Here is a 24,564-nt window from a genome sequence, read left to right as displayed (position 1 = left end):
TTTCTTACCCCTCCCGCAACACCGTCAACGGGCTGGCATTGAGCGCCCGCCTTGTGCCAAGCACCCCAGCTCCACCCACCAGCACTGCCCCCGCCAGTGGCAGTACCAGCAGCCATGGGTGCGGGTGCCACTGCAGGTCGAAGGCGTAGCGGTACAGCACCAGCGTGATCAACTCGCAACCGAGTGCGGCCAGTAGGCCGCTGGCCGCGCCCAAGAGGCCGAACTCGATACGCCGCGCCTTGACCAGCAATGGCCGCGCCGCACCCAGCGCACGCAGCAAGGCGCCCTGGCGGATGCGTTCGTCGAGCGTTGCCTGCAAGCCGGCAAACAGCACGGCCAGCCCCGCCGCCAACACGAACAACAGTACATACTCGACCGCCAGGGTGACTTGGGCGAGGATGCTGCGCAGTTGATCAAGCAAGGCGTCGACCTGAAGGATGGTCACTGCCGGGAAGGCCCGGGACAGGGCGACCACATCCAGGTCATGACCTGGGGCCAGGTAGAAACTGGTGAGGTAAGTGGTGGGTAACCCCTGCAGCGTTCCAGGCTGGAAGATCATGTAGAAGTTCGGCTGGAAACTGTCCCAGTGCACGCTGCGCAGGCTGCTGACCCGGGCCTGGCGTTGCTGGCCACCGATGTCGAAGGTCAGCAAGTCGCCCAGTTGTAGCTTCAGGCTGGTGGCCAGTTCCGCCTCGACCGATACACCGGGCACCTCATCGCCGGAAGGCAGCGCCTGCCACCAGTCGCCCGCAGTCAGCGCGTTGCCGTCGGGTAGCTCGGCGGCCCATGTCAGGCTGAGGTCGCGTTGTACGGCCCGCTCGCCGGCAGAGTCCTTGCTGACGACCTGTTGCACCGGTTGCTGGTTGATCTGGACCAGGCGGCCGGGTGTCACCGGGTATAGCGGCGCCGAGGCCGCATTGACCTGCCGCAGGCGCTGGGCGAACGGCTCGCGATCATCTGGCAGGATGTTCAGGGCAAAATGATTCGGCGCGTCCTTGGGCAGTTGCGCCTGCCAGGTGTCGAGCAGTTCGGCGCGCAGCAGTGCAACCAGCGCCATGGCCAACAGGATCAGGCCAAATGCCAGCGCCTGGCCAGCGGCTGCCAAGGGGTGACGTAACAGCTGCCCCAGCCCCAGGCGCCAGGCCAGCGGTGCGCCGACCAGCAGTTGGCGCAGGCTGCGGAGCCCGAGCAGCAACAGGCCGCCGAGTACCACGGCGGCGACCAGGCCGCCGCCCAGCAGTGCGAACGTCAGCAGCAGGTCGAGGCTCAGGCGCCACATGATCAGGCCCAGGGCCAGCAAGGCAGCGCCATACACCAGCCAACTGCTGGGCGGCACCGGCAGCAGGTCGCGGCGCAACACGCGCAATGGCGGCACCTGGCCGAGGGCGGCGAGCGGCGGCAAGGCGAAGCCAGCAAGGGCCACCAGCCCGGTGCCCATACCGGCGAGCGCCGGCAAGATGCCGCCCGGTGGCACCACACTCGGCAGCAGGCCATGCAGCAGCCGGAACAGGCCCAACTGTGCCAGCCAGCCGAGCAGGGCGCCTGCCACGGCCGCCACCAGGCCAAGCATGGCCAGTTGCAGGCAGTACAGGCCCAGCGCCTGCCGCCGGGACAGGCCAAGGCAGCGCAGCAGTGCACTGGCATCCAGACGCCGTGCGGCGTAGCGGCTGGCCGACATGGCCACGGCAACGCCGGCCAGCAGTACCGCCACCAGGCTGGCCATGTTCAGATAGCGTTCGGCCTTGCTCAAGGCGCCACCGATCTGCCGGTTGCCATCGCGGGTGTCGCGCAGGCGCTGGCTGGCCGCCAGGTTTTTTTCCACGGCCTGGCGATACTGGGCCAGTGCGTCGATGTCGCCGCGCCACAGGTCACGATAGGTCACCCGGCTGCCGGGCTGGATCACCCCGGTCGCCTGCAGGTCCGTGAGGTTCATCATTACCCGAGGGGTCAGGCTGTAGAAATTATTGGCGCGGTCCGGTTCGTAGGTCAGTACACGGCTCATGCGCAGGGTTTTCATGCCCACATCGATGCTGTCGCCGATCGACAGCCCCAGCGCGGCCAGCAACCTCGGTTCTACCCAGGCCTCGCCGGGCGCCGGGCCACCGCCGGGGGTTTCTTCGGCATAGGGTGCGGCGGCGCTGCGGACTTGCCCGCGCAAGGGGTAGGCGCCGTCGGCGGCCTTGACGCTGGACAACTGGATGCCGCTATCGCCGCCCACCACACTGGTGAACTCGACCACCTGTGCGTGGCGCAAACCGAGTGATGTGCCTGCACTGATCTGCTCGTCGCGGGCCGGTGAGCTGCCCTGCAGCACCAGGTCGGCGCCGAGGAACTCGCTGGCGCGCAGTTGCATGGCGCCGTTGAGGCGGGCGCCGAAGTAACCGATTGCGGTGCTGGCGGCTACGGCTACCAGCAGGGCAAAGAACAGCACGCGCACTTCGCTGGCGCGGATGTCGCGGAGCAACTGGCGTAATGCCAGGCCGCACAGTCGGGAGAAGGGCATGCTGGTCATCGGGCTCAGACCTCCACGGGGGCTACCAGGCGCCCCGCGTCCAGGCGGATCAGGCGCCGGCAGCGGCGGGCCAGGCGCTCGTCATGGGTGACCAGTACCAGGGTGGTGCCACGCTCCTTGTTCAATTCGAACAGCAGGTCGCTGATGCGCTCGCCGGTATGGCTGTCGAGGTTGCCGGTGGGCTCGTCGGCGAACAGCACGGCAGGTTGTGCGGCGAAGGCGCGGGCGATGGCTACCCGCTGTTGCTCACCGCCGGACAGCTGGCGCGGCGTGTGGCTCAGGCGCTTGCCCAGGCCAACCCGTTCGAGCAGGGTGCGGGCGTGCTCGCGGGCATCGCGGCGCCCGTCGAGCTCCAACGGCAGCATGACATTCTCCAGTGCGTTGAGGCTGTCGAGCAGCTGGAACGACTGGAACACGAACCCGACATGCTCGGCGCGCACGCGGGCGCGTTGGTCTTCGTCCAGTGGCCCCAGGTCGTGCCCGGCGAGGATGACCTTGCCGGCGCTGGGGCGGTCGAGGCCGGCCAGCAAGCCGAGCAAGGTCGACTTGCCTGAGCCCGAAGCGCCGACGATGGCCAGGCTGTCGCCCTGGGCGAGGTCGAGAGAAAGTGCGTGGAGGATGGTCAGGTCGCCTTCCGCGCTGGGGACCACTTTGCTAAGGTTCTGCGCAACGAGAATGCTGGGGCCCATGGAGAATCCAATGCGAATGTGGTGGTTGAGTGCCGGTCTGGCCTTGTATTGCCTGGCCCAGAGCGCCACGGCGGGAACGGTGCTGGTGGTTGGCGATAGTATCAGCGCCGGTTTTGGCCTGGATAGCCGCCAGGGGTGGGTCTCTTTGTTGCAGACCCGGCTCAAGGACGAAGGTTTCGATGATCAGGTGGTCAATGCCTCGATCAGTGGTGACACCAGCGCCGGAGGCCAGGCGCGGCTGCCGGCGCTGCTTGCAGCGCACAAGCCGGCCGTGGTTGTGCTGGAGTTGGGCGGCAATGACGGGCTGCGCGGGCAGCCGCCGCAGCAATTGCAACAAAATCTTGCTTCGATGATCGAGAGCGCTCGGCAAGCGGGTGCCAAGGTGCTGCTGCTGGGTATGCGCCTGCCGCCCAATTATGGCGTGCGCTACACCACGGCGTTTGCCCAGGTGTATGAGCAGTTGGCGGCAGACAAACAGGTGCCATTAGTGCCTTTTTTCCTTGAGGGCGTGGGGGGTGTGCCGGAGCTGATGCAGGCCGATGGCATCCATCCGGCGCAAGGTGCCCAGCAGCGCTTGCTGGAAAATGCCTGGCCGAAGATAAAACCCTTGCTGTGACGCTTTAAACGGGGGCGGGTTTCGGCTAAGGTTGCGCCCCCCGTTTCGAGAGCCCCCGATGCCGCGCCCTGCCTGGTCCCTTTATGCCTACCAACTGATCGAGCCTGACGAACAGCTCGACCTGTTTGCCTGCCAGGAAATCCGCGTCCACCTGGCCGCTCGCCAGCTTGAGCTTGGCGTGCCGGTCGACCGTACCCTGTGTGGCGGCCTGCTGCCCGCGCAGCCGCGCTGGTCGGGCGTGCAGCGCTCGATCTACCGCGACAACCGTCTGTGCGCGCTGTGCCGTGCCATTCTCGACGCCCAGCGGCGCGGCATGCGCCCGGTGTGGCCGCAGCTTTGACGGGCAAACTGTCACACCTTTCATCATCTGAAACGCTTGCATACCGCCAATGCCTCCCGCTTGCATCGGTGCGGGTGTACAATCGATCCTCTTGACCCACCTTTCGAAGGATTTACCGGATGTTGCCGCGCTTTCCTGCCGTCACCCGTAGCCTGTCCCTGGCCGCCCTGCTGGTAGCGGGCCCCGCTGCTGCGCTGGAACTGCCACTGCCACCCCCCGGTGAAGACATTGTCGGCCAGGTGCAGGTGATCAAGGCCAAGTACGAAGACACGTTCGCCGACATCGGTACCGCCAACGACCTTGGCTACCTGGAAATGATCGCCGCCAACCCGGGTGTCGACCCCTGGTTGCCGGGTGCCGGCACCGAGATCATCCTGCCTACCCGCTATGTGCTGCCGCCCGGCCCGCGCGAAGGTATCGTCATCAACCTTGCCGAGTACCGCCTGTACTACTTCCCGAAAGGGGAGAGCGTGGTGCATACCTTCCCGTTGGGTATCGGTCGTGAAGGGTGGGGGTCGCCGATCGCCAACACCAAGATTACCGCCAAGACCCCGAATCCGACCTGGACCCCGCCGGCCTCTATCCGTGCCGAGCATGCTGCCGACGGCGATATCTTGCCGACAGTGGTGCCTGCCGGCCCAGACAATCCACTGGGGCCTTTCAAGTTCACCCTGGGTGTACCGGGTTACCTGATTCACGGTTCGAACAAGAAGTTTGGTATTGGCATGCGTACCAGCCATGGTTGCTTCCGCATGCTCAACAACAACGTACTCGAACTGTCCAAAATGGTCCCGGTCGGTACGCCGGTACGCATCATCAACGAGCCCTACAAGTTCGGTATCAGTGCCGGCAAGGTCTATCTCGAAGCGCACACTCCGCTGGACGATCAGGGCAACCCGTCAGTCGTGGACAAACACACAGCGGTCATCAATGCCTTGCTCAAGCGTGAAGACCTGGCGAACAACCTGCGGATGAACTGGGACATGGTGCGCGACGTGGTCGCCGCCGAAGATGGCATGCCTGTCGAGATCGCCGTGCCGGTCGATAATCAGGGTACTGCACCGATGGTGACGAGCATTCCGCCCGAATTGCAGTAAGGTTTCGCGACCTGCCCAGGGCCTGCCTTAGTGCAGGCCTTTTCGTATGTGCGCTGCGTGTTGATCGGCAATAAAAAAGCCGACCCACAAGTGGGTCGGCTTCATAACAATCCGTGAGGACTATTACTTGCGGCTGGCTTTGTCCAGCATACGCAGAGCGCGCTCGTTGGCTTCGTCAGCGGTCTGCTGAGCCTTCTGAGCGGCTGCCAGTGCGTCGTCAGCCTTACGGTAGGCTTCGTCAGCACGAGCTTGAGCGCGAGCTGCTGCGTCTTCAGTCGCAGTCAGACGAGCTTCGGTTTCTTTGGATACGCTGCTGCAACCGGTAGCCAGAACTGCGGCCAGAGCCAGAGCAGAGAATTTCAGAACGTTGTTCATCGTGTTCCCCTTCAAGGACTTTCTATTAAAGAGCCATCTCTCGGAATAGAGAAACTGGCCGGCGTACATAGTACCCATTACTTGTAGTAAGTAAACTGACTGAGCGCAAGAACTGCAAAAAAAATGTTACGCCAGCTCACGCCGACACGCATTGCGACGCTTTTGTGAAAAAAACGTCCAAGGCGCGCAAGCGTTTGTAGTACGGGAACTTTTTTGTTGAACTAACGGTGACTTTGACTGTCCTTCAGCGTCTTAAGGGCTAGAACATCCGGCTTCTGTTGGCGTATCGGGAAGAGTCGATTTAACCCCGTTTCTCGCCATTTTTAACCGCTGCCACCTTGAGCAATCCCGCCTGCCGCGCCTACTATCTTGTGAGTGCCGGGGGCAGAACCATTGCAAGCGCCTTGCGGTCCAAGGGGCAACAGGTGGCGTAGAGGTTCTGTGCCGGATCAACCACCATCGGTTAAGGTATGGGTCTGCCGAGAAGACCTGCGAGGAGTTGTGATGAGCGAAGCGCTGACCATCCACCATGACCAGGCCGGTCATCAGTTCGAGACCAGCGTGGACGGTCATCGTGCCTATCTGACGTACATGGACCTGGGCAAGCAGACGCTGGACATCTATCGCACCTTCGTGCCCAACGCCCTGCGCGGGCGTGGGATTGCCGCAGCACTGACCGAGCGGGCCTTGGAGTATGCCGAGCAGATGGGCTACACGGTGATACCGTCGTGCTCTTACGTAGAACGCTACATGGAGCGCCAGCAGCGTCACTCCAGCAAGGCTTGAACTATTAGATAAAAGAAAAGGGGCCGTTCGCGGCCCCTTTTTTCGTCTTTGCTCAGCCGCGCTGGCGCTGTGGCAATACATCCTTGAGCTTGGCGTGCATGCTGCGCAGGGTCTTCTCGGTGGCGGACCAGTCGATGCAGGCATCGGTGACCGAAACACCATATTGCAGTTCGTTCAGGTCTTTGGGGATCGACTGGCAACCCCAGTTCAAATGGCTCTCGACCATCAGGCCTATGATCGATTGGTTGCCTTCGAGGATCTGGTTGGCGACGTTTTCCATCACCAGCGGCTGCAGGGCCGGGTCCTTGTTGGAGTTGGCGTGGCTGCAATCGACCATGATGTTGGCCTTGATCTTGGCCTTGGCCAGGTCTTGTTCGCACAGGGCGACGCTGACCGAATCGTAGTTCGGCTTGCCATTGCCGCCGCGCAATACCACGTGACCGTAAGGGTTGCCCTTGGTGGTGACGATCGATACGCCGCCTTCCTGGTTGATGCCCAGGAACCGGTGCGGTTTGGATACCGACTGCAGGGCGTTGATCGCAACGGTCAGGCCGCCATCGGTGCCGTTCTTGAAGCCGACTGCCGAAGACAGGCCCGAGGCCATTTCCCGGTGGGTCTGGGATTCGGTGGTGCGGGCGCCGATGGCCGACCAGCTGATCAGGTCCTGCAGGTACTGCGGGGAAATCGGGTCGAGCGCTTCGGTGGCCGTCGGCAGGCCCATTTCAGCCAGGTCCAGCAGCAGTTGGCGACCAATGTGCAGGCCGTCCTGGATCTTGAACGAGTCATCCAGGTACGGATCGTTGATCAGGCCTTTCCAGCCGACCGTCGTGCGCGGCTTTTCGAAGTACACGCGCATGACCAGGTACAGCGTGTCGGACACTTCTGCGGCCAGTACCTTCAGGCGTTCGGCATACTCGTGGGCAGCCTTGATATCGTGGATGGAGCAGGGGCCGACTACGACGAACAGGCGATGGTCCTTGCCGTCGAGAATATTGCGCACCACTTCGCGGCCGGCAGTCACGGTCTGCAGAGCCTTGGCGCTGAGAGGGATTTCCTTCTTGAGCTGATCGGGGGTGATCAGGGTCTCGTTGGAAGCAACGTTTAAGTCGTCGATCGGTAAATCAGCCATCGTGTTACTCGTCAGGTCACGGGTGCCGGCCGCCAGCAATCCCCGTGCGGCCCAGCAGCAAGAATGTTCGCAGCGGGGAGCCGAACCTTAGCGCGTTACAGGGGGCGCGACAATGGGCTTGACCCCGTAAGCCCAGGGATTTTCCCCACGCTGGCGGTGGTGTGGCGCGATTGGGGTGACCAGGGTGCAGCAACCGGTGTAAAAAAGCGCACTGACATTTACCTGGAGATTGGCATGCATCCGCGCAAACCACGTATCGGCATCATCGGCAGTGGTGCTATCGGCGGCTTTTATGGGTTGATGCTGGCACGGGCCGGTTTCGATGTGCATTTCCTGTTGCGCAGTGAGTATGAAGTGGTGCGCGACCAGGGGCTGATGCTTGAAAGCGCAGTGCATGGCACCTTGCAGATGAAGGTTCAGGCTTATGTCAGCGCTGCCGACATGCCGCAATGCGACTGGCTGTTGGTGGGGGCCAAGGCCACCAGTAACGAGCAGTTGGCGCCGCGGATCGTCCAGGCCGCCGCGCCCGATGCGCGGGTGGTATTGCTGCAGAACGGCCTGGGTGTAGAGGCGCAGTTGCGTCCGGCCTTGCGCGATGACATGCACTTGCTCGGCGGCTTGTGTTTCATTTGTGTCAACCGCCAGGCGCCTGGGGTGATTCGCCATCAGGCGCTGGGGGCGGTCAATCTTGGCTATCACAGCGGGCCTGCCCGCGATGGCGGTGCCGCGCTGGTCAAGGAGGGGGCGGGGTTGTTCCAGGCGGCGGGCATCGATTCCCAGGCCATGGATAACCTGAGCCAGGCGCGTTGGCAAAAGCTGGTGTGGAACGTGCCTTATAACGGGCTTTCGGTGTTGCTCGGCGCCAGCACCACACCGTTGATGGCCGACCCGCACAGCCGGGCGCTGGTCCAGGCGTTGATGGCCGAGGTGGTCCAGGGTGCCGCTGCCTGCGGCCACGTGCTACCCGACGGCTATGCCGAGCATCTGTTCCAGATCACCGAGCGGATGCCCGACTATTGGCCAAGCATGTACCACGACCACGCGCAGCAGCGCCCGCTGGAACTTCAGGCTATCTATGCCGAGCCGTTGGCGCAGGCGCGAGCGGCAGGTTGCAACTTGCCGCGCATGCAGATGCTTTACCAGGCACTGTCGTTCATCGACCACGCTGGCCGGCACCCCTGAAGCCTGCACAGCCCGCGCCGGCAGCACGCCGGACGGCAAAGCGTGCGTGCGGCGCGCTGCTAAGCTGAAGCTTGCTCTGCCGCAGCGGCAGTCGAGGAGGTCGAATGATCCGCTCCATGCTGTACGCCACCGACCTCGGTGTCTACGCCCCTTTTGTCATGCAGCACGCCCTGGCCCTGGCGCGGACGTTCAATGCAGAGCTGTATGTGATCCACGCGGTAGAACCCATGGGGCAGTTTGCCGAATCGCTCCTGCAAAGCTACCTGGATGAACAGACGCTGGACCAGTTGCACAGCCAGGGCGTCACCACCGTCATGGCCAATATCGAACAGCGCGTGCTGGAAAACTTTCGCGATGAACTGGGTGAAGAGGCAGACCTGGCTGTCATCAAGGCGGTGCGTGTGCGCCAGGGTGACCCTGCCCAGGTGATCCTCGACCAGGCCCAGCGCCTGAGTGTCGATCTGCTGATTTTTGGGAGCCACAGTGCAGGTGCGGGGGTTGATGTACCGCTTGGGCGAACGGCGGTGCGATTGCTTCAGCTGTCGCCTGTGCCGGTATATATGGTGCCGCTTGCACAGCATTTGGGGCGTAGGAAAACGTGAAGCTAGCTGTAGGCTTTTACGGGGCGCGTGTAACAAAATAGTTCTAGATTTATTTCCAGAACCACTAATATAGTTATATATCGTCGCTGCCTGCTGCCGCTGACTCACCGCTGAACCGAGGGAAACCTATGAAGCTTCAACAACTGCGCTACATCTGGGAAGTGGCGCACCACGACCTCAACGTCTCCGCGACGGCGCAGAGCCTGTATACCTCCCAGCCAGGTATCAGCAAGCAGATCCGCCTGCTCGAGGATGAGCTGGGTGTTGAAGTCTTTGCCCGCAGCGGCAAGCACCTGACCCGCGTCACCCCGGCCGGTGAGCGCATCATCAATACCGCTGGCGAGATCCTGCGCAAGGTCGAGAGCATCAAGCAGATCGCCCAGGAATTCTCCAACGAGAAGAAGGGCACCCTGTCCATCGCCACCACCCACACCCAGGCACGCTATGCACTGCCGCCGGTGATCAGCAGTTTCATCAAGCAGTATCCGGAAGTGGCCCTGCACATGCACCAGGGCTCGCCCATGCAGATTGCCGAGATGGCCGCTGATGGCACTGTCGACTTCGCCATTGCCACCGAGGCGCTGGAGCTGTTCGGCGACCTGATCATGATGCCGTGCTACAAGTGGAACCGCTGCGTCGTGGTACCACAGGGGCACCCGCTGACCAAGCTGCCGAAGCTGACCCTGGAAGCGGTCGCCGAATACCCTATCGTTACCTATGTGTTCGGCTTCACTGGCCGTTCGAAGCTGGACGAGGCTTTCAACCATCGCGGCCTGACGCCGAAGGTCGTGTTCACCGCAGCGGATGCCGACGTGATCAAGACTTACGTGCGCCTGGGGTTGGGTGTCGGTATCGTCGCCAAGATGGCAGTAGACACCAAGCTCGACAGCGACCTGGTGGCCCTGGATGCCAGCGAGTTGTTCGAGGCCAGCATCACCAAGATCGGCTTCCGCCGTGGCACCTTCCTGCGTGGGTTCATGTGCGACTTCATCGAGAAGTTTGCCCCGCACCTGACCCGTGAAGTGATGGCCAAGGCCATTCAGTGCCATAACAAGCAGGAGCTCGAAGAGCTGTTCGACGGCGTCGAGCTGCCGGTGCACTGATCCTGAAATGTAAGGGGCCGCAAAAGCGGCCCCATTCATTTATGCCTTGCTGATCAGGTTGCCAGCGTGCAGCCCGCATTCCTTCTGGGTCGACTCTTCCCACCACCAGCGGCCTTCGCGCTCATGCTGGTTCGGCAGCACCGGGCGTGTGCACGGCTCGCAGCCAATACTGATGAAGCCGCGCTCGTGCAGGCTGTTGTAAGGCAGTTCGAGCATGCGAATGTAGCCCCAGACTTCCTCACTGCTCATCTGTGCCAGCGGGTTGAACTTGTACAGCGTACGCTCGGGGGTCGAGAAGGCGCCGTCGATTTCCAATGCCGCCACCTGGCTGCGGGTGCCCGGGCTCTGGTCTCGGCGTTGGCCGGTGGCCCAGGCACTTACCGTGGCCAGTTTGCGTCGCAAAGGCTCGATCTTGCGGATGCCGCAGCACTCGCCATGGCCATCCTTGTAGAAGCTGAACAGGCCCTTTTCCTTGACGAACGGGTCGAGCTTGCTGCGATCGGGGCTGAGCAGTTCGATCGGCAGGTTGTACTGCTCGCGGACCTGGTCGATGAACCGGTAGGTTTCCGGGTGCAGGCGGCCGGTGTCGAGGCTGAACACCTTGACCTGCTTGTTCAGCTTCCAGGCCATGTCGACCAGCACCACGTCTTCGGCGCCGCTGAAAGAGATCCACAAGTCGTCGCCGAAGTGTTCGAAGGCGAGCTTGAGGATGTCCTGCGGGGACTTGTTGGCATAGGTCGCGGCAAGGGCGGCGACGTCGAAGGGTTGGCTCATCAGGCGGTTTCCATCTTGGCTGTGGCGCTGTGCGCTCGTAATAGGGTGATGGTAACAAAAAATACGGGGTTAGACGCCCGGCATAGAGGCTAGTGGCGCCGGGTCAGAGCTGTTGCAGGGTTTGCATCAGCACCCGTACCTTGGCAATCGATTCTTCATACTCCGCCTCCCAGTTCGAATCTGCCACCACCGCGCCACCTCCCCAACAGCTCACGTGCCCATCCTTGACCAGCAAGCTGCGAATGGCGATCGAACTGTCCATTTCGCCGCGTACGTCGATGTACAGCAGTGAGCCGCAATACAGGGCTCGGCGGGTAGGCTCCAGCTCGTCGATGATCTGCATGGCACGGATCTTGGGCGCGCCGGTGATCGAGCCGCCCGGGAAGCTGTCGCCGATCAGGTCCAGGGCATCCTTGTTGCTGGCCAGTTGCCCGGTGATGCTGCTGACCAGGTGATGCACGTTGGGGTAGCTTTCCAGGCTGAACAGCTCGGGCACCTTGACCGAACCGATCTGGCAGGTGCGGCCCAGGTCGTTGCGCAGCAGGTCGACGATCATCAGGTTTTCCGAGCGGTCCTTGGCGCTGTGCAGCAGCTCTTCGGCATTGCGGGCGTCTTCGTCCGGGTCGCTTGCGCGCGGGCGGGTGCCTTTGATCGGGCGGGTCTCGACCAGCCCCTGGCTGACGCGGATGAAGCGTTCCGGGGAAAAGCTCAGCAGTGCGCTGCCGTCGGCCAGTTGCTGGTAGCCGGAGAACGGCGTTGGGCACGCCTTGCGCAGCGCCTGATAGGCGTGCCACGGGTCGCCTTCGCAGGGGGCGCGGAAACGTTGTGTCAGGTTGATCTGGTAGCAATCGCCGGCCTGGATATACCGCTGTACCTGGTTGAACGCTGCCTCGTATTGCGCGGGTTGCAAATCGCCCTTCATGGCGGCGAGCAGGTGGAACTCGCCAGCCGCAGGGGCATCCGCTGCGTGGAACAGGGTGATCAGGCGCTCGCGCTCGTCAGCTGCAAGGTGGGGGTGGAACACCAGTTGGCTGGTGCCTAGCTGGTGATCGGTCACCAGCGCCCAGTCATATAGGCCCAGCTGGGCATCGGGCAGGTTGAGGTCGTCTGCGGCGAGGCTGGGCAGTTGCTCCAGGCGGCGGCCGAAGTCGTAGCTGAGGTAGCCGATCAGGCCGCCGGCAAACGGCAGTTGCACCCCATTGGGCAATTCGGCGTGGCCGAGTTGCGCCAGCCCTGCACGCAGGCGTTGGAGGAACGCGCGGCCGTCCTCGTCTGCTTGCGCTTGCAGATAGTGCACGGGCCAGGCGCTCAACAGGTCATAGCGCCCGCGTTTGGCGCCGGGGCGGGCACTGTCGAGCAGGATCGCGCCGGGTGCCTGGCGCAGGCGGGCGAAATAGGCAGCGGGATCGGGCTGGTAGGGCAGGGGGTAGAGCGTACAGGTCGGCATCAGTGTGGACGGCGATGTAAAAGCGAGGGGGCGATTGTAGACCTGTGTAGGAAAAGCGCCTAGCGCTGGGCGCGACATTAAACCGTTCGATTGCGCGCCGGCGCCGCTATCCAGACTTTCGCAGGTGAACCCGCGAAGGTCTGGATAGCGGCAGGCTGTCAGTGCGGATGCACGTGCCCGAACAGCCCTTGCGATACGCGAACACGCTGTTCGGCATCTTCGGTCAGGCCATCCTTGGCCAGTGCTTCAATGTGCGCCTCGATGGCATGGGTGCGCTGGGTCAGCCCGCAGTCGTTGGCAATCTGAATGTTCAAGCCCGGGCGGGCATTGAGTTCCAGGATCAGCGGCCCCTTCTCCTGGTCCAGCACCATGTCGACACCGATGTAGCCCAGGCCGCACAGCTCGTAGCAGCCGGCTGCGAGCTTCATGAAGCCGTCCCAGTTGGGCAGCTGCACGCCGTCCACCGCATTGGTGGTGTCCGGGTGCTTGCTGATGATGTTGTTCAGCCAGGTGCCACGCAGCGTCACGCCGGTTGCCAGGTCGACACCTACGCCGATGGCGCCCTGGTGCAGGTTGGCCTTGCCGCCGGACTGGCGGGTCGGCAGGCGCAGCATGGCCATGACCGGGTAGCCCATCAGCACGATGATGCGGATGTCCGGTACGCCTTCGTAGCTGATGCTCTTGAAGATCTGGTCCGGTGTCACCCGGTATTCGATCAGCGCACGGTCACGGTGGCCGCCGAGTGAATACAGGCCGGTCAGGATGCTCGAGACCTGGTGCTCGATCTCTTCGTGGCTGATGATCTTGCCCGACACCGTGCGGTAACGGTCTTCGAAGCGATCGGCGATCACCAGGATGCCGTCACCGCCGGCACCTTGCGCCGGCTTGATGACGAAATCACTGCGCCCGCCAATGATCTGGTCGAGCTTCTCGATCTCTTTCTCGGTCTCGATGACGCCGTACATTTCCGGCACATGGATGCCCGCTGCGAGTGCGCGCTCCTTGGTGATGATCTTGTCGTCGACGATCGGGTACAGGTGGCGCTTGTTGTACTTCAGGACATAGTCCGCGTTGCGCCGGTTGATACCCATGATGCCCCGGGCCTCCAGGGCTTTCCAGGTCTTGATCAGTCCGAACATCAGGCGTCAGCCTTCTTCAGGAACGCTTTGAAGCGAACGAGCTCGGTCAGGCGGTAGCCGCGGTAGCGGCCCATCGCCAGCATGAAGCCCACCAGGATCAGCAGCACCGCCGGGAAGGTGAAGACGAAGTACACCAGCTCCGGCACCATCATCAACAGGTGCGCCACGGAGGCTGCGAACAGGGTGCCGATGGCCACTTTCATGGCATGGCCGCCGCCGCGCTCTTCCCAGGTGATCGACAGACGTTCGATGGTCATGGTCAGAATCACCATCGGGAACAGCGCCACCGACAGCCCGCGCTCCAGGCCCAGCTTGTGACTGAACAGGCTGATAGCGGCGATCAACACCACCACGAAGGTCAGCACCACCGACAGGCGTGGCAGCATCTGTAGCTTGAGGTGTTCGAGGTACGAGCGCAGTGACAGGCCCAGTGCCGTGATCACCGTGAACAGCACGATGCCGAAGCCCAACTGGGTTTCACGGAAGGCCAGGGCGATCAGTACCGGGGTGAAGGTACCCAGGGTCTGCAGGCCGATCAGGTTGCGCAGGACCAGAATCACCAGCACGCCGATCGGGATCATCACCATGATCATGAAGGTCTGCTGGGTCTGCAGCGGCAGGCTGTACAGCGAGTATTCGAGGAAGTCGGCGTCGGTGTTCTCGTCGGTCAGCTTGGCCAGGCGGATGGCGTTCATCTCGCTGTTGTTCATGCTGAAGGTGACGTTGGCTTTCTTGCCGCCATCGACGCTGATCAGGTTGTCGTCACCGGTCCACCACAGCAGGCGGTCGCTGGGCAGGCCCTGCTCGCCGGTGTCCGGGTTGAAGTACAGCCAGTCGTTGCCGTTGAAGCTGCGCAGCCACAGCTCCGGGGTCTGCGGGGTGTCGGCGACCAGGCGGATGGTGTGGACCTTTTCCATCGGCACGTGGGCAATGGACAGCAGCAGGTCGATGATCTGGGCTTTTTTCATGGCCGAGGTGTCGCCGGCCAGCAGCAGCTTGACGTTGTCGTCGTTGAGATTGTTGACCCGCTTGATGGTCTCGCTGACGAAGGTCTCGACGTCGGCCGAATGCTGGCGGATCGGCGCCATCAGGGCTTCGGCGGCGATTTTTTCGGGGCCTTCGACAGCCAGGCTGTCACGGAAGGTCGGGCCTTTGACGGTGGTCTTCTCGTTGCTGTAGCGCTTGGTCAGCACCAGGCGATAGTAGAGGGTCTGGTTGCCGCTGGCGCGGCGTGCCGACCAGGTCACCTTGCGGTTGCCGTCGGCACGGTTGACGCTCACCCCGTAGTTGTTGGAGATGAAGCTCTCGTTGAGGCTGACGTAGTCGCGGTTCAGCGGCGGCACGAACATCTGCACCTTGACCGGGTCTTTGGTGCTGGCCACGAACTCGACCTTGGCGTCGATGTTCCACAGATCGTCGGTTTCATCCTCGGTCACCGGGATGCCGAGGAAGAAGATCTGATAAGCCGTGACCGCCACGCCCAGCAACACCAGCACGGTGATCAGGACTTTCAGATGGAGGGTAAGAGAGCGCATCGGGATTACTCTGCTTTGGGAGCGTCGGTGGCACAGGCAGGTTTGCCGGCCGCGTATTTAAGGCTTGGGTCGACCAGCGCGTCGAAGTGCTTGAGCGCCTCGGAGCCGATCAGCAGCGGGAACTGGAACGCGCTGCGGTCGGTGAGGTTGACTTCGATGGTGCGCAGGGCCTGGCCCATGCAGATTTCGAGTTCGATGACCGGGCGCGCGGTATAGGCCTTGCCCGATTCGGCATCGTAGTCGCCTGCTCGTCGCTTGATCTTGCTGACACGCGCAAGGGGGCGCTCGATCGGGTGCGAGTGGGCGGCATCGATGGCCAGGTAGAAGCGTACCCAGCTCTCGCCGTTGCGCTTGAAGCGCTTGATGTCTCGGGCACTGAGCGAGGCGGTCTTGGCGCCGGTGTCGAGCTTGGCGGCCACTTCCAGGTCAAGGTCGCCCAACTGTGCGTATTCGTTGAGACCGTACACGGTCTTGCCCGCCGCTTGGCCGATGGCCGGCAGCAGGGTGAGGCATAGCAGCAATAAAACGGGTGTAAGTCTCATAGTCCTGGCGCGGTACTGTGCAGGGTTCGGGGCAAGGCGACTGGCAACGACTGCGCAAGCTTCCTCGTTCATCTGTCAACAACATGAATAGATGACAGACACGCTATCCATACTCCGTCGGAGGCGCGGCATTCTATCACGCCGACGTCTTGACGCCAGCGCGTCGCGATCTGACAGCGGCTGGGCAGGGTTAGTTCGTTCTTAGACGATTGTCGACAATGTTGATTTTGTCTTTGACTGATAGCGCTTAATTAGCTAATTTCTGGCCATGTGATTATCAGGGTGTCGACAATATGCTGGACCTTTCTACTTCCAGTCCCGCGTTGGCAGACGAAACGGAAACCTTGTCCGAAAACGTCTTTCGGCGAATCCAGGCGGCCATCGTCAAGGGCGAGATCGCCCCGGGCAGCAAGATCTCCGAGCCGGAGCTGGCGCGTACCTACGGCATCAGCCGCGGGCCGCTGCGCGAAGCCATCCACCGGCTCGAAGGCCAGCGCCTGCTGGTGCGCGTGCCGCATGTCGGGGCGCGGGTGGTGTCGCTCAACCACGCCGAGCTGATCGAGCTGTACGAAATCCGCGAATCGCTCGAAGGCATGGCCTGCCGCCTGGCCGCCGAGCGCATGAGCCAGGCCGATATCGACGAGCTGCGCCGGGTGCTTGACACCCATGAACGCGATGCGGCGTTCCAGGCCGGTGTCGGCTACTACCAGCAGGAAGGCGACTACGACTTCCATTACCGGATCATCCAGGGCAGCGGCAACCAGACCCTGGTCAAGATGCTCTGCGGCGAGCTGTACCAACTGGTGCGCATGTACCGCATCCAGTTCTCCGCCACGCCCAATCGGCCGCGCCAGGCGTTTGCCGAGCACCACCGGATCCTCGATGCCATCGCCGACCGTGACGGTGAACTGGCCGAACTCCTGATGCGCCGCCACATCGGTGCGTCCAAACGCAACATCGAGCGTCACTACCTGGACGCCAACGACAACAGCCCACGAGGTGATTCATGACTGTGAAGAGCACGCCCGGCCAACGTTTCCGCGACGCGGTTGCCGCCGAACATCCCTTGCAGGTGGTCGGCGCGATCAACGCCAACCATGCCCTGCTGGCCAAGCGCGCCGGTTTCAAGGCCATCTACCTGTCCGGTGGCGGTGTTGCTGCCGGCTCGCTCGGCCTGCCGGACCTGGGTATCAGTGGCCTGGACGATGTGCTCACCGACGTGCGCCGCATCACCGATGTCTGCGACCTGCCGCTGCTGGTGGATGTCGATACCGGTTTTGGCGCCTCGGCGTTCAACGTGGCACGTACGGTGCGTTCGATGTGCAAGTTCGGCGCTGCCGCCATCCATATCGAGGACCAGGTCGGTGCCAAGCGCTGCGGCCATCGCCCGAACAAGGAAATCGTCACCCAGCAGGAGATGGTCGACCGGATCAAGGCCGCCGTCGATGCGCGTACCGATGACAGCTTCGTGATCATGGCGCGTACCGACGCCCTGGCCGTCGAAGGCCTGAACGCTGCCCTGGACCGCGCCGCTGCCTGCGTCGAGGCGGGCGCCGACATGATCTTTCCGGAGGCCATCACCGAGCTTTCGATGTACAAGACCTTCGCTGACCGTGTGAAGGCGCCGATTCTGGCCAACATCACCGAATTCGGTGCCACGCCGCTGTACACCACCGAAGAGCTGGCGTCGGTCGACGTGTCGCTGGTGCTGTACCCGCTGTCGGCCTTCCGGGCCATGAACAAGGCGGCCGAAAATGTGTACACCGCGCTGCGTCGCGACGGCACCCAGAAGAACGTGATCGATACCATGCAAACCCGCATGGAGCTCTACGATGCCATTGGTTATCACGCCTTCGAGCAGAGCCTCGATGCGTTGTTTGCGCAGAAGAAAGGGTAAGTGAGGGTGCCGGCCACCTTTGGCAGCGGGTTTAGCCGCGAAGAGGCCGGCCCAGGCACGCCGAATTAGCCAGAAAGCAATCCATAACAAATTCAAGAAAGGAGAAACACCATGGCCGAAGCAAAAGTACTCAGTGGCGCAGGCCTGCGTGGCCAGGTGGCCGGCCAGACCGCGTTGTCGACCGTTGGCCAGGCCGGTGCCGGCCTGACTTACCGCGGCTACGATGTCCGTGACCTGGCGGCCGGTGCCGAGTTCGAGGAAGTGGCCTATCTGCTGTTGTACGGCGAACTGCCAAGCAGCGCCGAGCTGGCCGAGTACAAGCACAAGCTCAAGGGCCTGCGTGACCTGCCGCAAGCCCTCAAGGAAGTGCTCGAGCGCATCCCGCGCGACGCCCACCCGATGGACGTGATGCGCACTGGCTGTTCGCTGCTGGGTACCCTGGAGCCGGAACTGACCTTCGACGCTCAGCACGACAAGACCGACCGCCTGCTGGCGCTGTTCCCGGCGGTCATGTGCTACTGGTACCGCTTCACCCACCATGGCGTGCGCATCGATTGCACCAGCGATGAAGACACCCTGGGCGGGCATTTCCTGCACCTGCTGCACGGCAAGAAGCCCAGCGAATTGCACGTCAAAGTGATGAACGTGTCGCTGATCCTCTACGCCGAGCACGAGTTCAACGCATCGACCTTCACCGCGCGCGTGTGCGCTTCCACCCTGTCCGACCTGTACTCCTGCATCACCGCTGCCATTGGCTCGCTGCGCGGCCCACTGCATGGCGGTGCCAACGAAGCGGCGATGGAGCTGATCGAGCGCTTCCAGAGCCCGCAGGACGCGACGGCCGAACTGCTGAGGATGCTGGAGCGCAAGGACAAGATCATGGGCTTCGGCCATGCCATCTACAAAGAGTCCGACCCGCGCAACGAGGTGATCAAGGGCTGGTCGAAGCAGTTGGCCGACGAGGTCGGCGACAAGGTGCTGTACCCGGTTTCCGAAGCCATCGACAAGACCATGTGGGAGCAGAAACGCCTGTTCCCCAATGCTGACTTCTACCACGCGTCGGCGTACCACTTCATGGGCATCCCGACCAAGCTGTTTACCCCGATCTTCGTTTGCTCGCGCCTGACCGGCTGGGCGGCGCATGTCTTCGAGCAGCGTGCCAACAACCGCATCATCCGCCCGAGCGCCGAGTATGTCGGCGTCGAACAGCGTCAGTTCGTGCCGATCGAACAGCGTTGAGTTGAAGGCCGTTGCGGGCTGTAACGCAGCCCCGCCGGCCAGACCTACCGACTACCGTGACCGAGCCTGATAACTATATGAACACCGCATACCGCAAGAATCTGCCAGGCACCGACCTGGACTACTTCGATGCCCGCGCGGCGGTCGAGGCGATCAAGCCCGGCGCCTACGACGGCCTGCCGTACACCTCCCGCGTACTCGCCGAAAACCTGGTGCGCCGCTGCGACCCGAGCACCCTCGACGCCTCCCTGACTCAGTTGATCGAGCGCAAGCGCGATCTTGACTTCCCCTGGTTCCCGGCCCGTGTGGTGTGCCACGACATCCTCGGCCAGACTGCCCTGGTCGACCTGGCCGGCCTGCGTGACGCCATTGCCGACAAAGGTGGTGACCCGGCTCAGGTCAACCCGGTGGTGCCGGTGCAACTGATCGTCGACCACTCCTTGGCCGTCGAGTGTGGTGGTTTCGACCCGCAGGCTTTCGAGAAAAACCGCGCCATCGAAGACCGCCGCAACGAAGACCGTTTCCATTTCATCAACTGGACCAAGAAGGCGTTCAAGAACGTCGATGTGATCCAGCCGGGCAACGGCATCATGCACCAGATCAACCTGGAGAAGATGTCGCCGGTGATCCACAGCGACCGCGGCGTGGCCTACCCGGACACCTGTGTCGGCACCGACAGCCACACCCCGCATGTCGACGCCCTGGGCGTGATCGCCATCGGTGTCGGCGGCCTGGAAGCCGAGAACGTGATGCTCGGCCGTGCCTCGTGGATGCGCCTGCCGGAAATCGTCGGCGTCGAGCTGACCGGCAAGCTGGCGCCGAACATCACCGCCACCGACCTGGTGCTGGCCCTGACCGAATTCCTGCGTAAACAGAAAGTCGTCGGTGCCTATCTGGAGTTCCACGGCGAGGGCGCCCGTGCCCTGACCCTGGGCGACCGTGCGACCATCTCCAACATGGCCCCGGAATATGGCGCCACTGCAGCGATGTTCGCCATCGACCAGCAGACCATCGACTACCTGAAGCTGACCGGTCGCGAGGATCAGCAGGTCAAGCTGGTAGAAACCTACGCCAAGGCCACCGGCCTGTGGGCCGACAGCCTGGGCGGCGCCGTCTACGAGCGCACCCTGAGCTTCGACCTGTCGAGCGTGGTGCGCAACATGGCCGGCCCGTCCAACCCGCACGCCCGCGTTGCCACCAGCGAGCTGGCGGCCAAGGGCATCGCCGGGGCCTGGGAGGAAGTGCCGGGGCAAATGCCGGACGGCGCGGTCATCATCGCCGCCATCACCAGTTGCACCAACACCAGCAACCCGCGCAACGTGATAGCCGCAGGCCTTCTGGCACGCAATGCCAACAAGCTCGGCCTGGCGCGCAAACCTTGGGTCAAGTCCTCGCTGGCGCCAGGCTCCAAGGCGGTGCAGCTGTACCTGGAAGAAGCGGGGCTGGAGAAAGAGCTGGAGCAGATGGGCTTTGGCATCGTCGCTTTCGCCTGCACCACCTGCAACGGCATGTCCGGTGCATTGGACCCGGTGATTCAGCAGGAGATCGTCGACCGCGACCTGTATGCCACTGCCGTGCTGTCGGGCAACCGCAACTTCGACGGGCGCATCCACCCTTACGCCAAGCAGGCCTTCCTGGCCTCGCCGCCGCTCGTGGTGGCCTATGCCATCGCCGGTACTATCCGCTTCGACATCGAAAAAGACGTGCTGGGGGTGGTGGACGGCGAGGAAATCCGCCTCAAGGATATCTGGCCGAGCGATGAAGAGATCGATGCCGTGGTGCGTGCGGCGGTCAAGCCGGAGCAGTTCCGCAAGGTCTACATCCCGATGTTCGCCATCGAGGAGGACCGCGGGCCGAAGGTTGCGCCGCTGTATGAGTGGCGCCCGATGAGCACCTACATCCGCCGTCCGCCGTACTGGGAAGGTGCCCTGGCCGGTGAGCGCAGCCTGCGTGGCATGCGCCCGTTGGCGGTGCTGCCGGACAACATCACCACCGATCACTTGTCGCCGTCCAACGCCATCATGCTGGACAGTGCGGCGGGTGAATACCTGGCGAAGATGGGCCTGCCGGAAGAGGACTTCAACTCCTACGCCACTCACCGTGGCGACCACCTGACTGCGCAGCGCGCCACCTTCGCCAACCCCAAGCTGTTCAACGAAATGGTGCGCAAGGAAGATGGCAGCGTGAAGCAAGGCTCGCTGACGCGTCTGGAGCCTGAAGGCAAGGTGACCCGCATGTGGGAGGCGATCGAAACCTACATGGAGCGCAAGCAGCCGCTGATCATTGTTGCTGGTGCCGACTACGGTCAGGGTTCGTCGCGTGACTGGGCGGCCAAGGGCGTGCGCCTGGCCGGGGTCGAGGCGATCGTTGCCGAAGGCTTCGAGCGGATCCATCGTACCAACCTGGTGGGCATGGGCGTGCTGCCGCTGGAGTTCAAGCCGGGGACCGACCGCAATACCTTGGCGCTCGATGGCAGCGAGACCTACGATGTGCTGGGTCAGCGCACGCCACGCGCGACCCTGACCCTGGTGGTGACGCGTCGCAACGGTGAGCGGGTCGAGGTGCCGGTGACTTGCCGCCTGGATACTGCCGAGGAAGTGTCGATCTACGAGGCGGGTGGGGTGCTGCAGCGCTTTGCCCAGGACTTCCTCGAAGCCTCCGCTTGACGGCTGGGGCCGCGCAGCGGCCCCAAGGGTTATTGCATTTCAGACAGGACGGCACAGCAATGGCACATGCAGCACAAATCAAGATCCCTGCCACCTACATCCGTGGCGGCACCAGCAAGGGCGTATTCTTCCGCCTGCAAGACCTGCCCGAGCAGGCGCAGGTCCCGGGCCCAGCCCGTGATGCGCTGCTGTTGCGGGTTATCGGCAGCCCCGACCCTTATGGCAAGCAAATCGATGGTATGGGTGGCGCCACTTCGAGCACCAGCAAGACGGTGATCCTTTCGCGCAGCATCAAGCCCGAGCACGATGTCGACTACCTGTTCGGCCAGGTCAGCATCGACAAGGCTTTCGTCGACTGGAGCGGTAACTGCGGCAACCTGTCTGCCGCTGTCGGCTCGTTCGCCATCAGCAGCGGCCTGGTGGATCCGTCGCGCCTGCCGCGCAACGGCATGGCCACCGTGCGGATCTGGCAGGCCAACATCGGCAAGACCATTGTTGCCCATGTACCGATTACCGAAGGTGAAGTTCAGGAAACGGGCGATTTCGAGCTTGATGGCGTGACCTTTCCGGCCGCCGAGGTGCAGTTGGAGTTCCTCGACCCGGCTGCTGATGAAGACGGCGACGGCGGCTCGATGTTCCCCACCGGCAATCTGGTGGACGACCTGGAAGTGCCCGGTGTTGGTACCTTCAAAGCGACCCTGATCAATGCAGGGATCCCGACCATCTTCATCAATGCGGGCGATATCGGCTACACCGGTACCGAGCTGCAGGACGCGATCAACGGCGATCCGCAAGCGCTGCTGCGGTTCGAGACCCTTCGCGCCTATGGCGCCGTGCGCATGGGCCTGATTGAGCATGTCGACCAGGCGGCCGGGCGTCAGCACACACCGAAAGTGGCCTTCGTCGCCCCGCCGACCACCTACACTGCGTCCAGTGGCAAGGTTGTCGCGGCGGCTGACATCGACCTGCTGGTGCGTGCGTTGTCCATGGGCAAGCTGCACCACGCAATGATGGGCACTGCCGCAGTGGCCATCGGTACCGCTGCTGCCATTCCGGGCACGCTGGTCAACCTCGCCGCAGGCGGGGGTGAGCGCAGTGCCGTGCGTTTCGGCCACCCCTCGGGCACCTTGCGGGTGGGCGCCGAAGCGCGTCAGGTGAAGGGCGAGTGGACGGTGACCAAGGCAATCATGAGCCGCAGTGCTCGCGTGCTGATGGAAGGCTGGGTGAGGGTGCCCGGCGATAGCTTCTGACGCACCATTGGCGCTCGGCTTCAAGCGGGGCTGCACAGCAGCCCCTGTACTTCTGAAGGGAGCAGATGATGAGCGCCAACGTAGACCTCAACCAGCGCCCGGACTACGACCGGGTGCTGCAAACCCTCGCCGACTATGTCCTGACCTACCGGGTCGAATCCCCTGAGGCGCTGGACACCGCGCGCAACTGCCTGATGGACACCCTGGGCTGCGGCCTGCTGGCCCTGCGCTTCCCTGAATGTACCAAGCACCTTGGCCCGCTGGTGGAAGGCACCGTGGTGCCCAACGGTGCCCGTGTGCCCGGCACCGCGTACCGGCTAGACCCGGTCAAGGCCGCCTGGGATATCGGCTGCATCGTGCGCTGGCTGGACTACAACGACACCTGGCTGGCCGCCGAGTGGGCGCACCCCTCGGACAACCTTGGCGGCATCCTGGCCGTGGCCGATCACCTGTCGCAAAAACACGTGGCAAAGGGTGAAAGCCCACTGCTCATGCGCGAAGTGCTAGAAGCCATGGTCATGGCTCACGAGATTCAGGGTGTGCTGGCGCTGGAAAATTCCTTCAACCGCGTTGGCCTCGACCACGTGATACTGGTCAAGGTGGCCTCCACGGCCGTGTGCGCAAAGCTGATGGGCGCCACCCGGGAGCAACTGCTCTCGGCGTTGTCCCATGCTTTCGTCGACGGCCAGGCACTGCGTACCTACCGTCATGCGCCCAACGCCGGTTCGCGCAAGTCCTGGGCGGCGGGCGATGCTTCCAGCCGTGGGGTGCGCCTGGCCGATATCGCGCTGCGTGGCGAGATGGGCGTGCCGGGTGTGCTGACTGCGCCGCAATGGGGCTTTTACGACGTGTCGTTCAGCCATACCAACAAGGACCTGGCGCTTAAACCCAGCGCCCAGCAGGAGCTGCGCGTGCCGCAGCCGCTGGCCAGCTATGTGATGGAGAACGTGCTGTTCAAGGTCAGTTTCCCGGCCGAGTTCCACGCGCAGACCGCCTGTGAGGCGGCGGTGAGCCTGCACCCGCAGGTGCGTAATCGCCTGCATGAGGTAGACCGTATCGTCATCACCACCCAGGAATCGGCGATCCGCATCATCTCCAAGGGCGGCCCGCTGGCCAATGCCGCCGACCGCGACCACTGCCTGCAGTACATGGTGGCAGTGCCGCTGATTTTCGGCCATCTGGTGGCCGAGCATTACGAGGATGCCTTCCACGCTGCGCATCCGAGCATCGACCGCCTGCGCGAGAAAATGGAGGTGGTCGAGGACCCGCGTTTCACGCGTGAATACCTGGAAGCTGACAAGCGCTCCATCGCCAACGCCCTGCAGGTGTTCTTCAAGGATGGCAGCAGCACCGAGCAAGTGGTGGTCGAGTACCCGGTCGGGCATCGGCGCAGGCGCGGGGAGGGCATACCCTTGCTGGAGGCGAAGTTCAGGGAAAACCTGGCGACGCGGTTTGCGCGGCAGCGTTGTGAGGCGATTTTCGAGCTGTGCGAGGACCAGCAGAAGCTGGAATCGACGGCGGTGCACAGGTTTGTCGACCTGTTCGTGATCTGAGGTTGCCTTTGCGGGCCTCTTCGCGGGGCAAGCCCGCTCCCACTGGTAGGGAGTCGTCCCTGAGGGCCGAGCGCCCAATAAAAAACCCCGG

General features: G+C 63.1%; 22 protein-coding genes. 13 read left to right on the top strand and 9 right to left on the bottom strand.

Going from position 1 to position 24,564, the window contains the following annotated elements:
- Positions 1–4: 4 nt before the first annotated feature.
- Positions 5–2,512, bottom strand: coding sequence for an ABC transporter permease (locus PC358_RS09390; RefSeq protein WP_033699091.1), 2,508 nt, complete (start codon positions 2,510–2,512; stop codon positions 5–7).
- Positions 2,513–2,517: 5 nt separating this feature from the next.
- Positions 2,518–3,201: an ABC transporter ATP-binding protein gene (locus PC358_RS09385; RefSeq protein WP_033699089.1), complete on the bottom strand. Its 684-nt coding sequence runs from the start codon at positions 3,199–3,201 to the stop codon at positions 2,518–2,520.
- Positions 3,202–3,211: 10 nt separating this feature from the next.
- Here PC358_RS09385 and PC358_RS09380 point away from each other — a divergent pair, with 10 nt between their 5' ends.
- The 3 genes from PC358_RS09380 to PC358_RS09370 all read left to right on the top strand — a co-directional run bounded on the left by PC358_RS09380 (position 3,212) and on the right by PC358_RS09370 (position 5,254).
- Entirely contained in the window at positions 3,212–3,817 is a 606-nt protein-coding gene (locus PC358_RS09380) for an arylesterase (RefSeq protein WP_033699088.1), read from the top strand.
- 58 nt (positions 3,818–3,875) lie between these two features.
- On the top strand, positions 3,876–4,157 hold the full coding sequence (locus PC358_RS09375) for a hypothetical protein (protein ID WP_033699086.1): 282 nt from the start codon (positions 3,876–3,878) through the stop codon (positions 4,155–4,157).
- 119 nt (positions 4,158–4,276) lie between these two features.
- Entirely contained in the window at positions 4,277–5,254 is a 978-nt protein-coding gene (locus tag PC358_RS09370) for a L,D-transpeptidase family protein (RefSeq protein WP_033699085.1), read from the top strand.
- Positions 5,255–5,377: 123 nt separating this feature from the next.
- Here PC358_RS09370 and oprI read toward each other — a convergent pair whose 3' ends face one another.
- The gene (gene oprI / locus PC358_RS09365; protein WP_003259780.1) at positions 5,378–5,629 is read right to left on the bottom strand and encodes an outer membrane lipoprotei OprI; all 252 of its coding nucleotides are present in this window, start codon (positions 5,627–5,629) and stop codon (positions 5,378–5,380) included.
- A gap of 504 nt (positions 5,630–6,133) precedes the next feature.
- On the opposite strand from oprI, the gene PC358_RS09360 reads away from it, so the two are divergent.
- Positions 6,134–6,415, top strand: a complete 282-nt coding sequence (locus tag PC358_RS09360) for a GNAT family N-acetyltransferase (RefSeq protein ID WP_033699084.1) — start codon at positions 6,134–6,136, stop codon at positions 6,413–6,415.
- A 52-nt stretch (positions 6,416–6,467) separates the two neighbouring features.
- Here PC358_RS09360 and PC358_RS09355 read toward each other — a convergent pair whose 3' ends face one another.
- The gene (locus PC358_RS09355) at positions 6,468–7,544 is read right to left on the bottom strand and encodes a 3-deoxy-7-phosphoheptulonate synthase (RefSeq protein WP_033699083.1); all 1,077 of its coding nucleotides are present in this window, start codon (positions 7,542–7,544) and stop codon (positions 6,468–6,470) included.
- A 234-nt stretch (positions 7,545–7,778) separates the two neighbouring features.
- Here PC358_RS09355 and PC358_RS09350 point away from each other — a divergent pair, with 234 nt between their 5' ends.
- The 3 genes from PC358_RS09350 to cysB all read left to right on the top strand — a co-directional run bounded on the left by PC358_RS09350 (position 7,779) and on the right by cysB (position 10,431).
- Positions 7,779–8,726 (top strand): putative 2-dehydropantoate 2-reductase, encoded by a 948-nt coding sequence (locus PC358_RS09350; RefSeq protein WP_033699081.1) that lies wholly within the window; start codon positions 7,779–7,781, stop codon positions 8,724–8,726.
- A gap of 104 nt (positions 8,727–8,830) precedes the next feature.
- Positions 8,831–9,328: a universal stress protein gene (locus tag PC358_RS09345; RefSeq protein ID WP_033699079.1), complete on the top strand. Its 498-nt coding sequence runs from the start codon at positions 8,831–8,833 to the stop codon at positions 9,326–9,328.
- A 128-nt stretch (positions 9,329–9,456) separates the two neighbouring features.
- Complete coding sequence (cysB, locus tag PC358_RS09340; protein WP_033699078.1) at positions 9,457–10,431, top strand: HTH-type transcriptional regulator CysB; 975 nt, start codon at positions 9,457–9,459, stop codon at positions 10,429–10,431.
- Between the two features lie 39 nt (positions 10,432–10,470).
- On the opposite strand, the gene PC358_RS09335 is transcribed toward cysB, so the two are convergent.
- The 5 genes from PC358_RS09335 to rloA form a co-directional block, all read right to left on the bottom strand.
- Positions 10,471–11,205: a phosphoadenylyl-sulfate reductase gene (locus PC358_RS09335; protein ID WP_033699077.1), complete on the bottom strand. Its 735-nt coding sequence runs from the start codon at positions 11,203–11,205 to the stop codon at positions 10,471–10,473.
- A 103-nt stretch (positions 11,206–11,308) separates the two neighbouring features.
- Complete coding sequence (gene pabB / locus PC358_RS09330) at positions 11,309–12,652, bottom strand: aminodeoxychorismate synthase component I (RefSeq protein ID WP_033699075.1); 1,344 nt, start codon at positions 12,650–12,652, stop codon at positions 11,309–11,311.
- 158 nt (positions 12,653–12,810) lie between these two features.
- Complete coding sequence (locus PC358_RS09325) at positions 12,811–13,791, bottom strand: alpha-L-glutamate ligase-like protein (RefSeq protein ID WP_033699074.1); 981 nt, start codon at positions 13,789–13,791, stop codon at positions 12,811–12,813.
- Entirely contained in the window at positions 13,791–15,326 is a 1,536-nt protein-coding gene (rloB, locus tag PC358_RS09320; RefSeq protein ID WP_033699073.1) for an osmotic stress tolerance membrane protein RloB, read from the bottom strand. The genes PC358_RS09325 and rloB overlap by 1 nt, the downstream gene beginning before the upstream one ends.
- A 5-nt stretch (positions 15,327–15,331) precedes the next feature.
- Positions 15,332–15,868, bottom strand: a complete 537-nt coding sequence (rloA, locus tag PC358_RS09315; RefSeq protein ID WP_033699072.1) for a retropepsin-like aspartic peptidase RloA — start codon at positions 15,866–15,868, stop codon at positions 15,332–15,334.
- A 293-nt stretch (positions 15,869–16,161) separates the two neighbouring features.
- Here rloA and PC358_RS09310 point away from each other — a divergent pair, with 293 nt between their 5' ends.
- From PC358_RS09310 to prpD, 6 genes are all read left to right on the top strand, one after another.
- The gene (locus tag PC358_RS09310) at positions 16,162–16,878 is read left to right on the top strand and encodes a GntR family transcriptional regulator (protein ID WP_050506083.1); all 717 of its coding nucleotides are present in this window, start codon (positions 16,162–16,164) and stop codon (positions 16,876–16,878) included.
- The gene (gene prpB / locus PC358_RS09305) at positions 16,875–17,765 is read left to right on the top strand and encodes a methylisocitrate lyase (RefSeq protein ID WP_033699071.1); all 891 of its coding nucleotides are present in this window, start codon (positions 16,875–16,877) and stop codon (positions 17,763–17,765) included. The genes PC358_RS09310 and prpB overlap by 4 nt, the downstream gene beginning before the upstream one ends.
- Positions 17,766–17,876: 111 nt before the next feature.
- Positions 17,877–19,004, top strand: a complete 1,128-nt coding sequence (gene prpC / locus PC358_RS09300; RefSeq protein ID WP_033699070.1) for a bifunctional 2-methylcitrate synthase/citrate synthase — start codon at positions 17,877–17,879, stop codon at positions 19,002–19,004.
- 77 nt (positions 19,005–19,081) lie between these two features.
- Entirely contained in the window at positions 19,082–21,670 is a 2,589-nt protein-coding gene (gene acnD, locus PC358_RS09295) for a Fe/S-dependent 2-methylisocitrate dehydratase AcnD (protein WP_033699068.1), read from the top strand.
- A 59-nt stretch (positions 21,671–21,729) separates the two neighbouring features.
- The gene (prpF, locus tag PC358_RS09290; protein WP_033699067.1) at positions 21,730–22,920 is read left to right on the top strand and encodes a 2-methylaconitate cis-trans isomerase PrpF; all 1,191 of its coding nucleotides are present in this window, start codon (positions 21,730–21,732) and stop codon (positions 22,918–22,920) included.
- 68 nt (positions 22,921–22,988) lie between these two features.
- Positions 22,989–24,473 (top strand): 2-methylcitrate dehydratase, encoded by a 1,485-nt coding sequence (prpD, locus tag PC358_RS09285; protein WP_033699065.1) that lies wholly within the window; start codon positions 22,989–22,991, stop codon positions 24,471–24,473.
- Positions 24,474–24,564: the final 91 nt, after the last annotated feature.

Origin of the sequence: Pseudomonas capeferrum, assembly GCF_000731675.1 — a bacterium.
Lineage (GTDB): Bacteria > Pseudomonadota > Gammaproteobacteria > Pseudomonadales > Pseudomonadaceae > Aquipseudomonas > Aquipseudomonas capeferrum.
This window is presented reverse-complemented; position numbering and strand designations above follow the sequence as displayed.

Coding starts and splice junctions, on each gene's coding strand:
- PC358_RS09390 (WP_033699091.1), bottom strand. CDS start 2,512: ATGACCAGCATGCCCTTCTCCCGACTGTGCGGCCTGGCATTACGCCAG.
- PC358_RS09385 (WP_033699089.1), bottom strand. CDS start 3,201: ATGGGCCCCAGCATTCTCGTTGCGCAGAACCTTAGCAAAGTGGTCCCC.
- PC358_RS09380 (WP_033699088.1), top strand. CDS start 3,212: ATGCGAATGTGGTGGTTGAGTGCCGGTCTGGCCTTGTATTGCCTGGCC.
- PC358_RS09375 (WP_033699086.1), top strand. CDS start 3,876: ATGCCGCGCCCTGCCTGGTCCCTTTATGCCTACCAACTGATCGAGCCT.
- PC358_RS09370 (WP_033699085.1), top strand. CDS start 4,277: ATGTTGCCGCGCTTTCCTGCCGTCACCCGTAGCCTGTCCCTGGCCGCC.
- oprI (WP_003259780.1), bottom strand. CDS start 5,629: ATGAACAACGTTCTGAAATTCTCTGCTCTGGCTCTGGCCGCAGTTCTG.
- PC358_RS09360 (WP_033699084.1), top strand. CDS start 6,134: ATGAGCGAAGCGCTGACCATCCACCATGACCAGGCCGGTCATCAGTTC.
- PC358_RS09355 (WP_033699083.1), bottom strand. CDS start 7,544: ATGGCTGATTTACCGATCGACGACTTAAACGTTGCTTCCAACGAGACC.
- PC358_RS09350 (WP_033699081.1), top strand. CDS start 7,779: ATGCATCCGCGCAAACCACGTATCGGCATCATCGGCAGTGGTGCTATC.
- PC358_RS09345 (WP_033699079.1), top strand. CDS start 8,831: ATGATCCGCTCCATGCTGTACGCCACCGACCTCGGTGTCTACGCCCCT.
- cysB (WP_033699078.1), top strand. CDS start 9,457: ATGAAGCTTCAACAACTGCGCTACATCTGGGAAGTGGCGCACCACGAC.
- PC358_RS09335 (WP_033699077.1), bottom strand. CDS start 11,205: ATGAGCCAACCCTTCGACGTCGCCGCCCTTGCCGCGACCTATGCCAAC.
- pabB (WP_033699075.1), bottom strand. CDS start 12,652: ATGCCGACCTGTACGCTCTACCCCCTGCCCTACCAGCCCGATCCCGCT.
- PC358_RS09325 (WP_033699074.1), bottom strand. CDS start 13,791: ATGTTCGGACTGATCAAGACCTGGAAAGCCCTGGAGGCCCGGGGCATC.
- rloB (WP_033699073.1), bottom strand. CDS start 15,326: ATGCGCTCTCTTACCCTCCATCTGAAAGTCCTGATCACCGTGCTGGTG.
- rloA (WP_033699072.1), bottom strand. CDS start 15,868: ATGAGACTTACACCCGTTTTATTGCTGCTATGCCTCACCCTGCTGCCG.
- PC358_RS09310 (WP_050506083.1), top strand. CDS start 16,162: ATGCTGGACCTTTCTACTTCCAGTCCCGCGTTGGCAGACGAAACGGAA.
- prpB (WP_033699071.1), top strand. CDS start 16,875: ATGACTGTGAAGAGCACGCCCGGCCAACGTTTCCGCGACGCGGTTGCC.
- prpC (WP_033699070.1), top strand. CDS start 17,877: ATGGCCGAAGCAAAAGTACTCAGTGGCGCAGGCCTGCGTGGCCAGGTG.
- acnD (WP_033699068.1), top strand. CDS start 19,082: ATGAACACCGCATACCGCAAGAATCTGCCAGGCACCGACCTGGACTAC.
- prpF (WP_033699067.1), top strand. CDS start 21,730: ATGGCACATGCAGCACAAATCAAGATCCCTGCCACCTACATCCGTGGC.
- prpD (WP_033699065.1), top strand. CDS start 22,989: ATGAGCGCCAACGTAGACCTCAACCAGCGCCCGGACTACGACCGGGTG.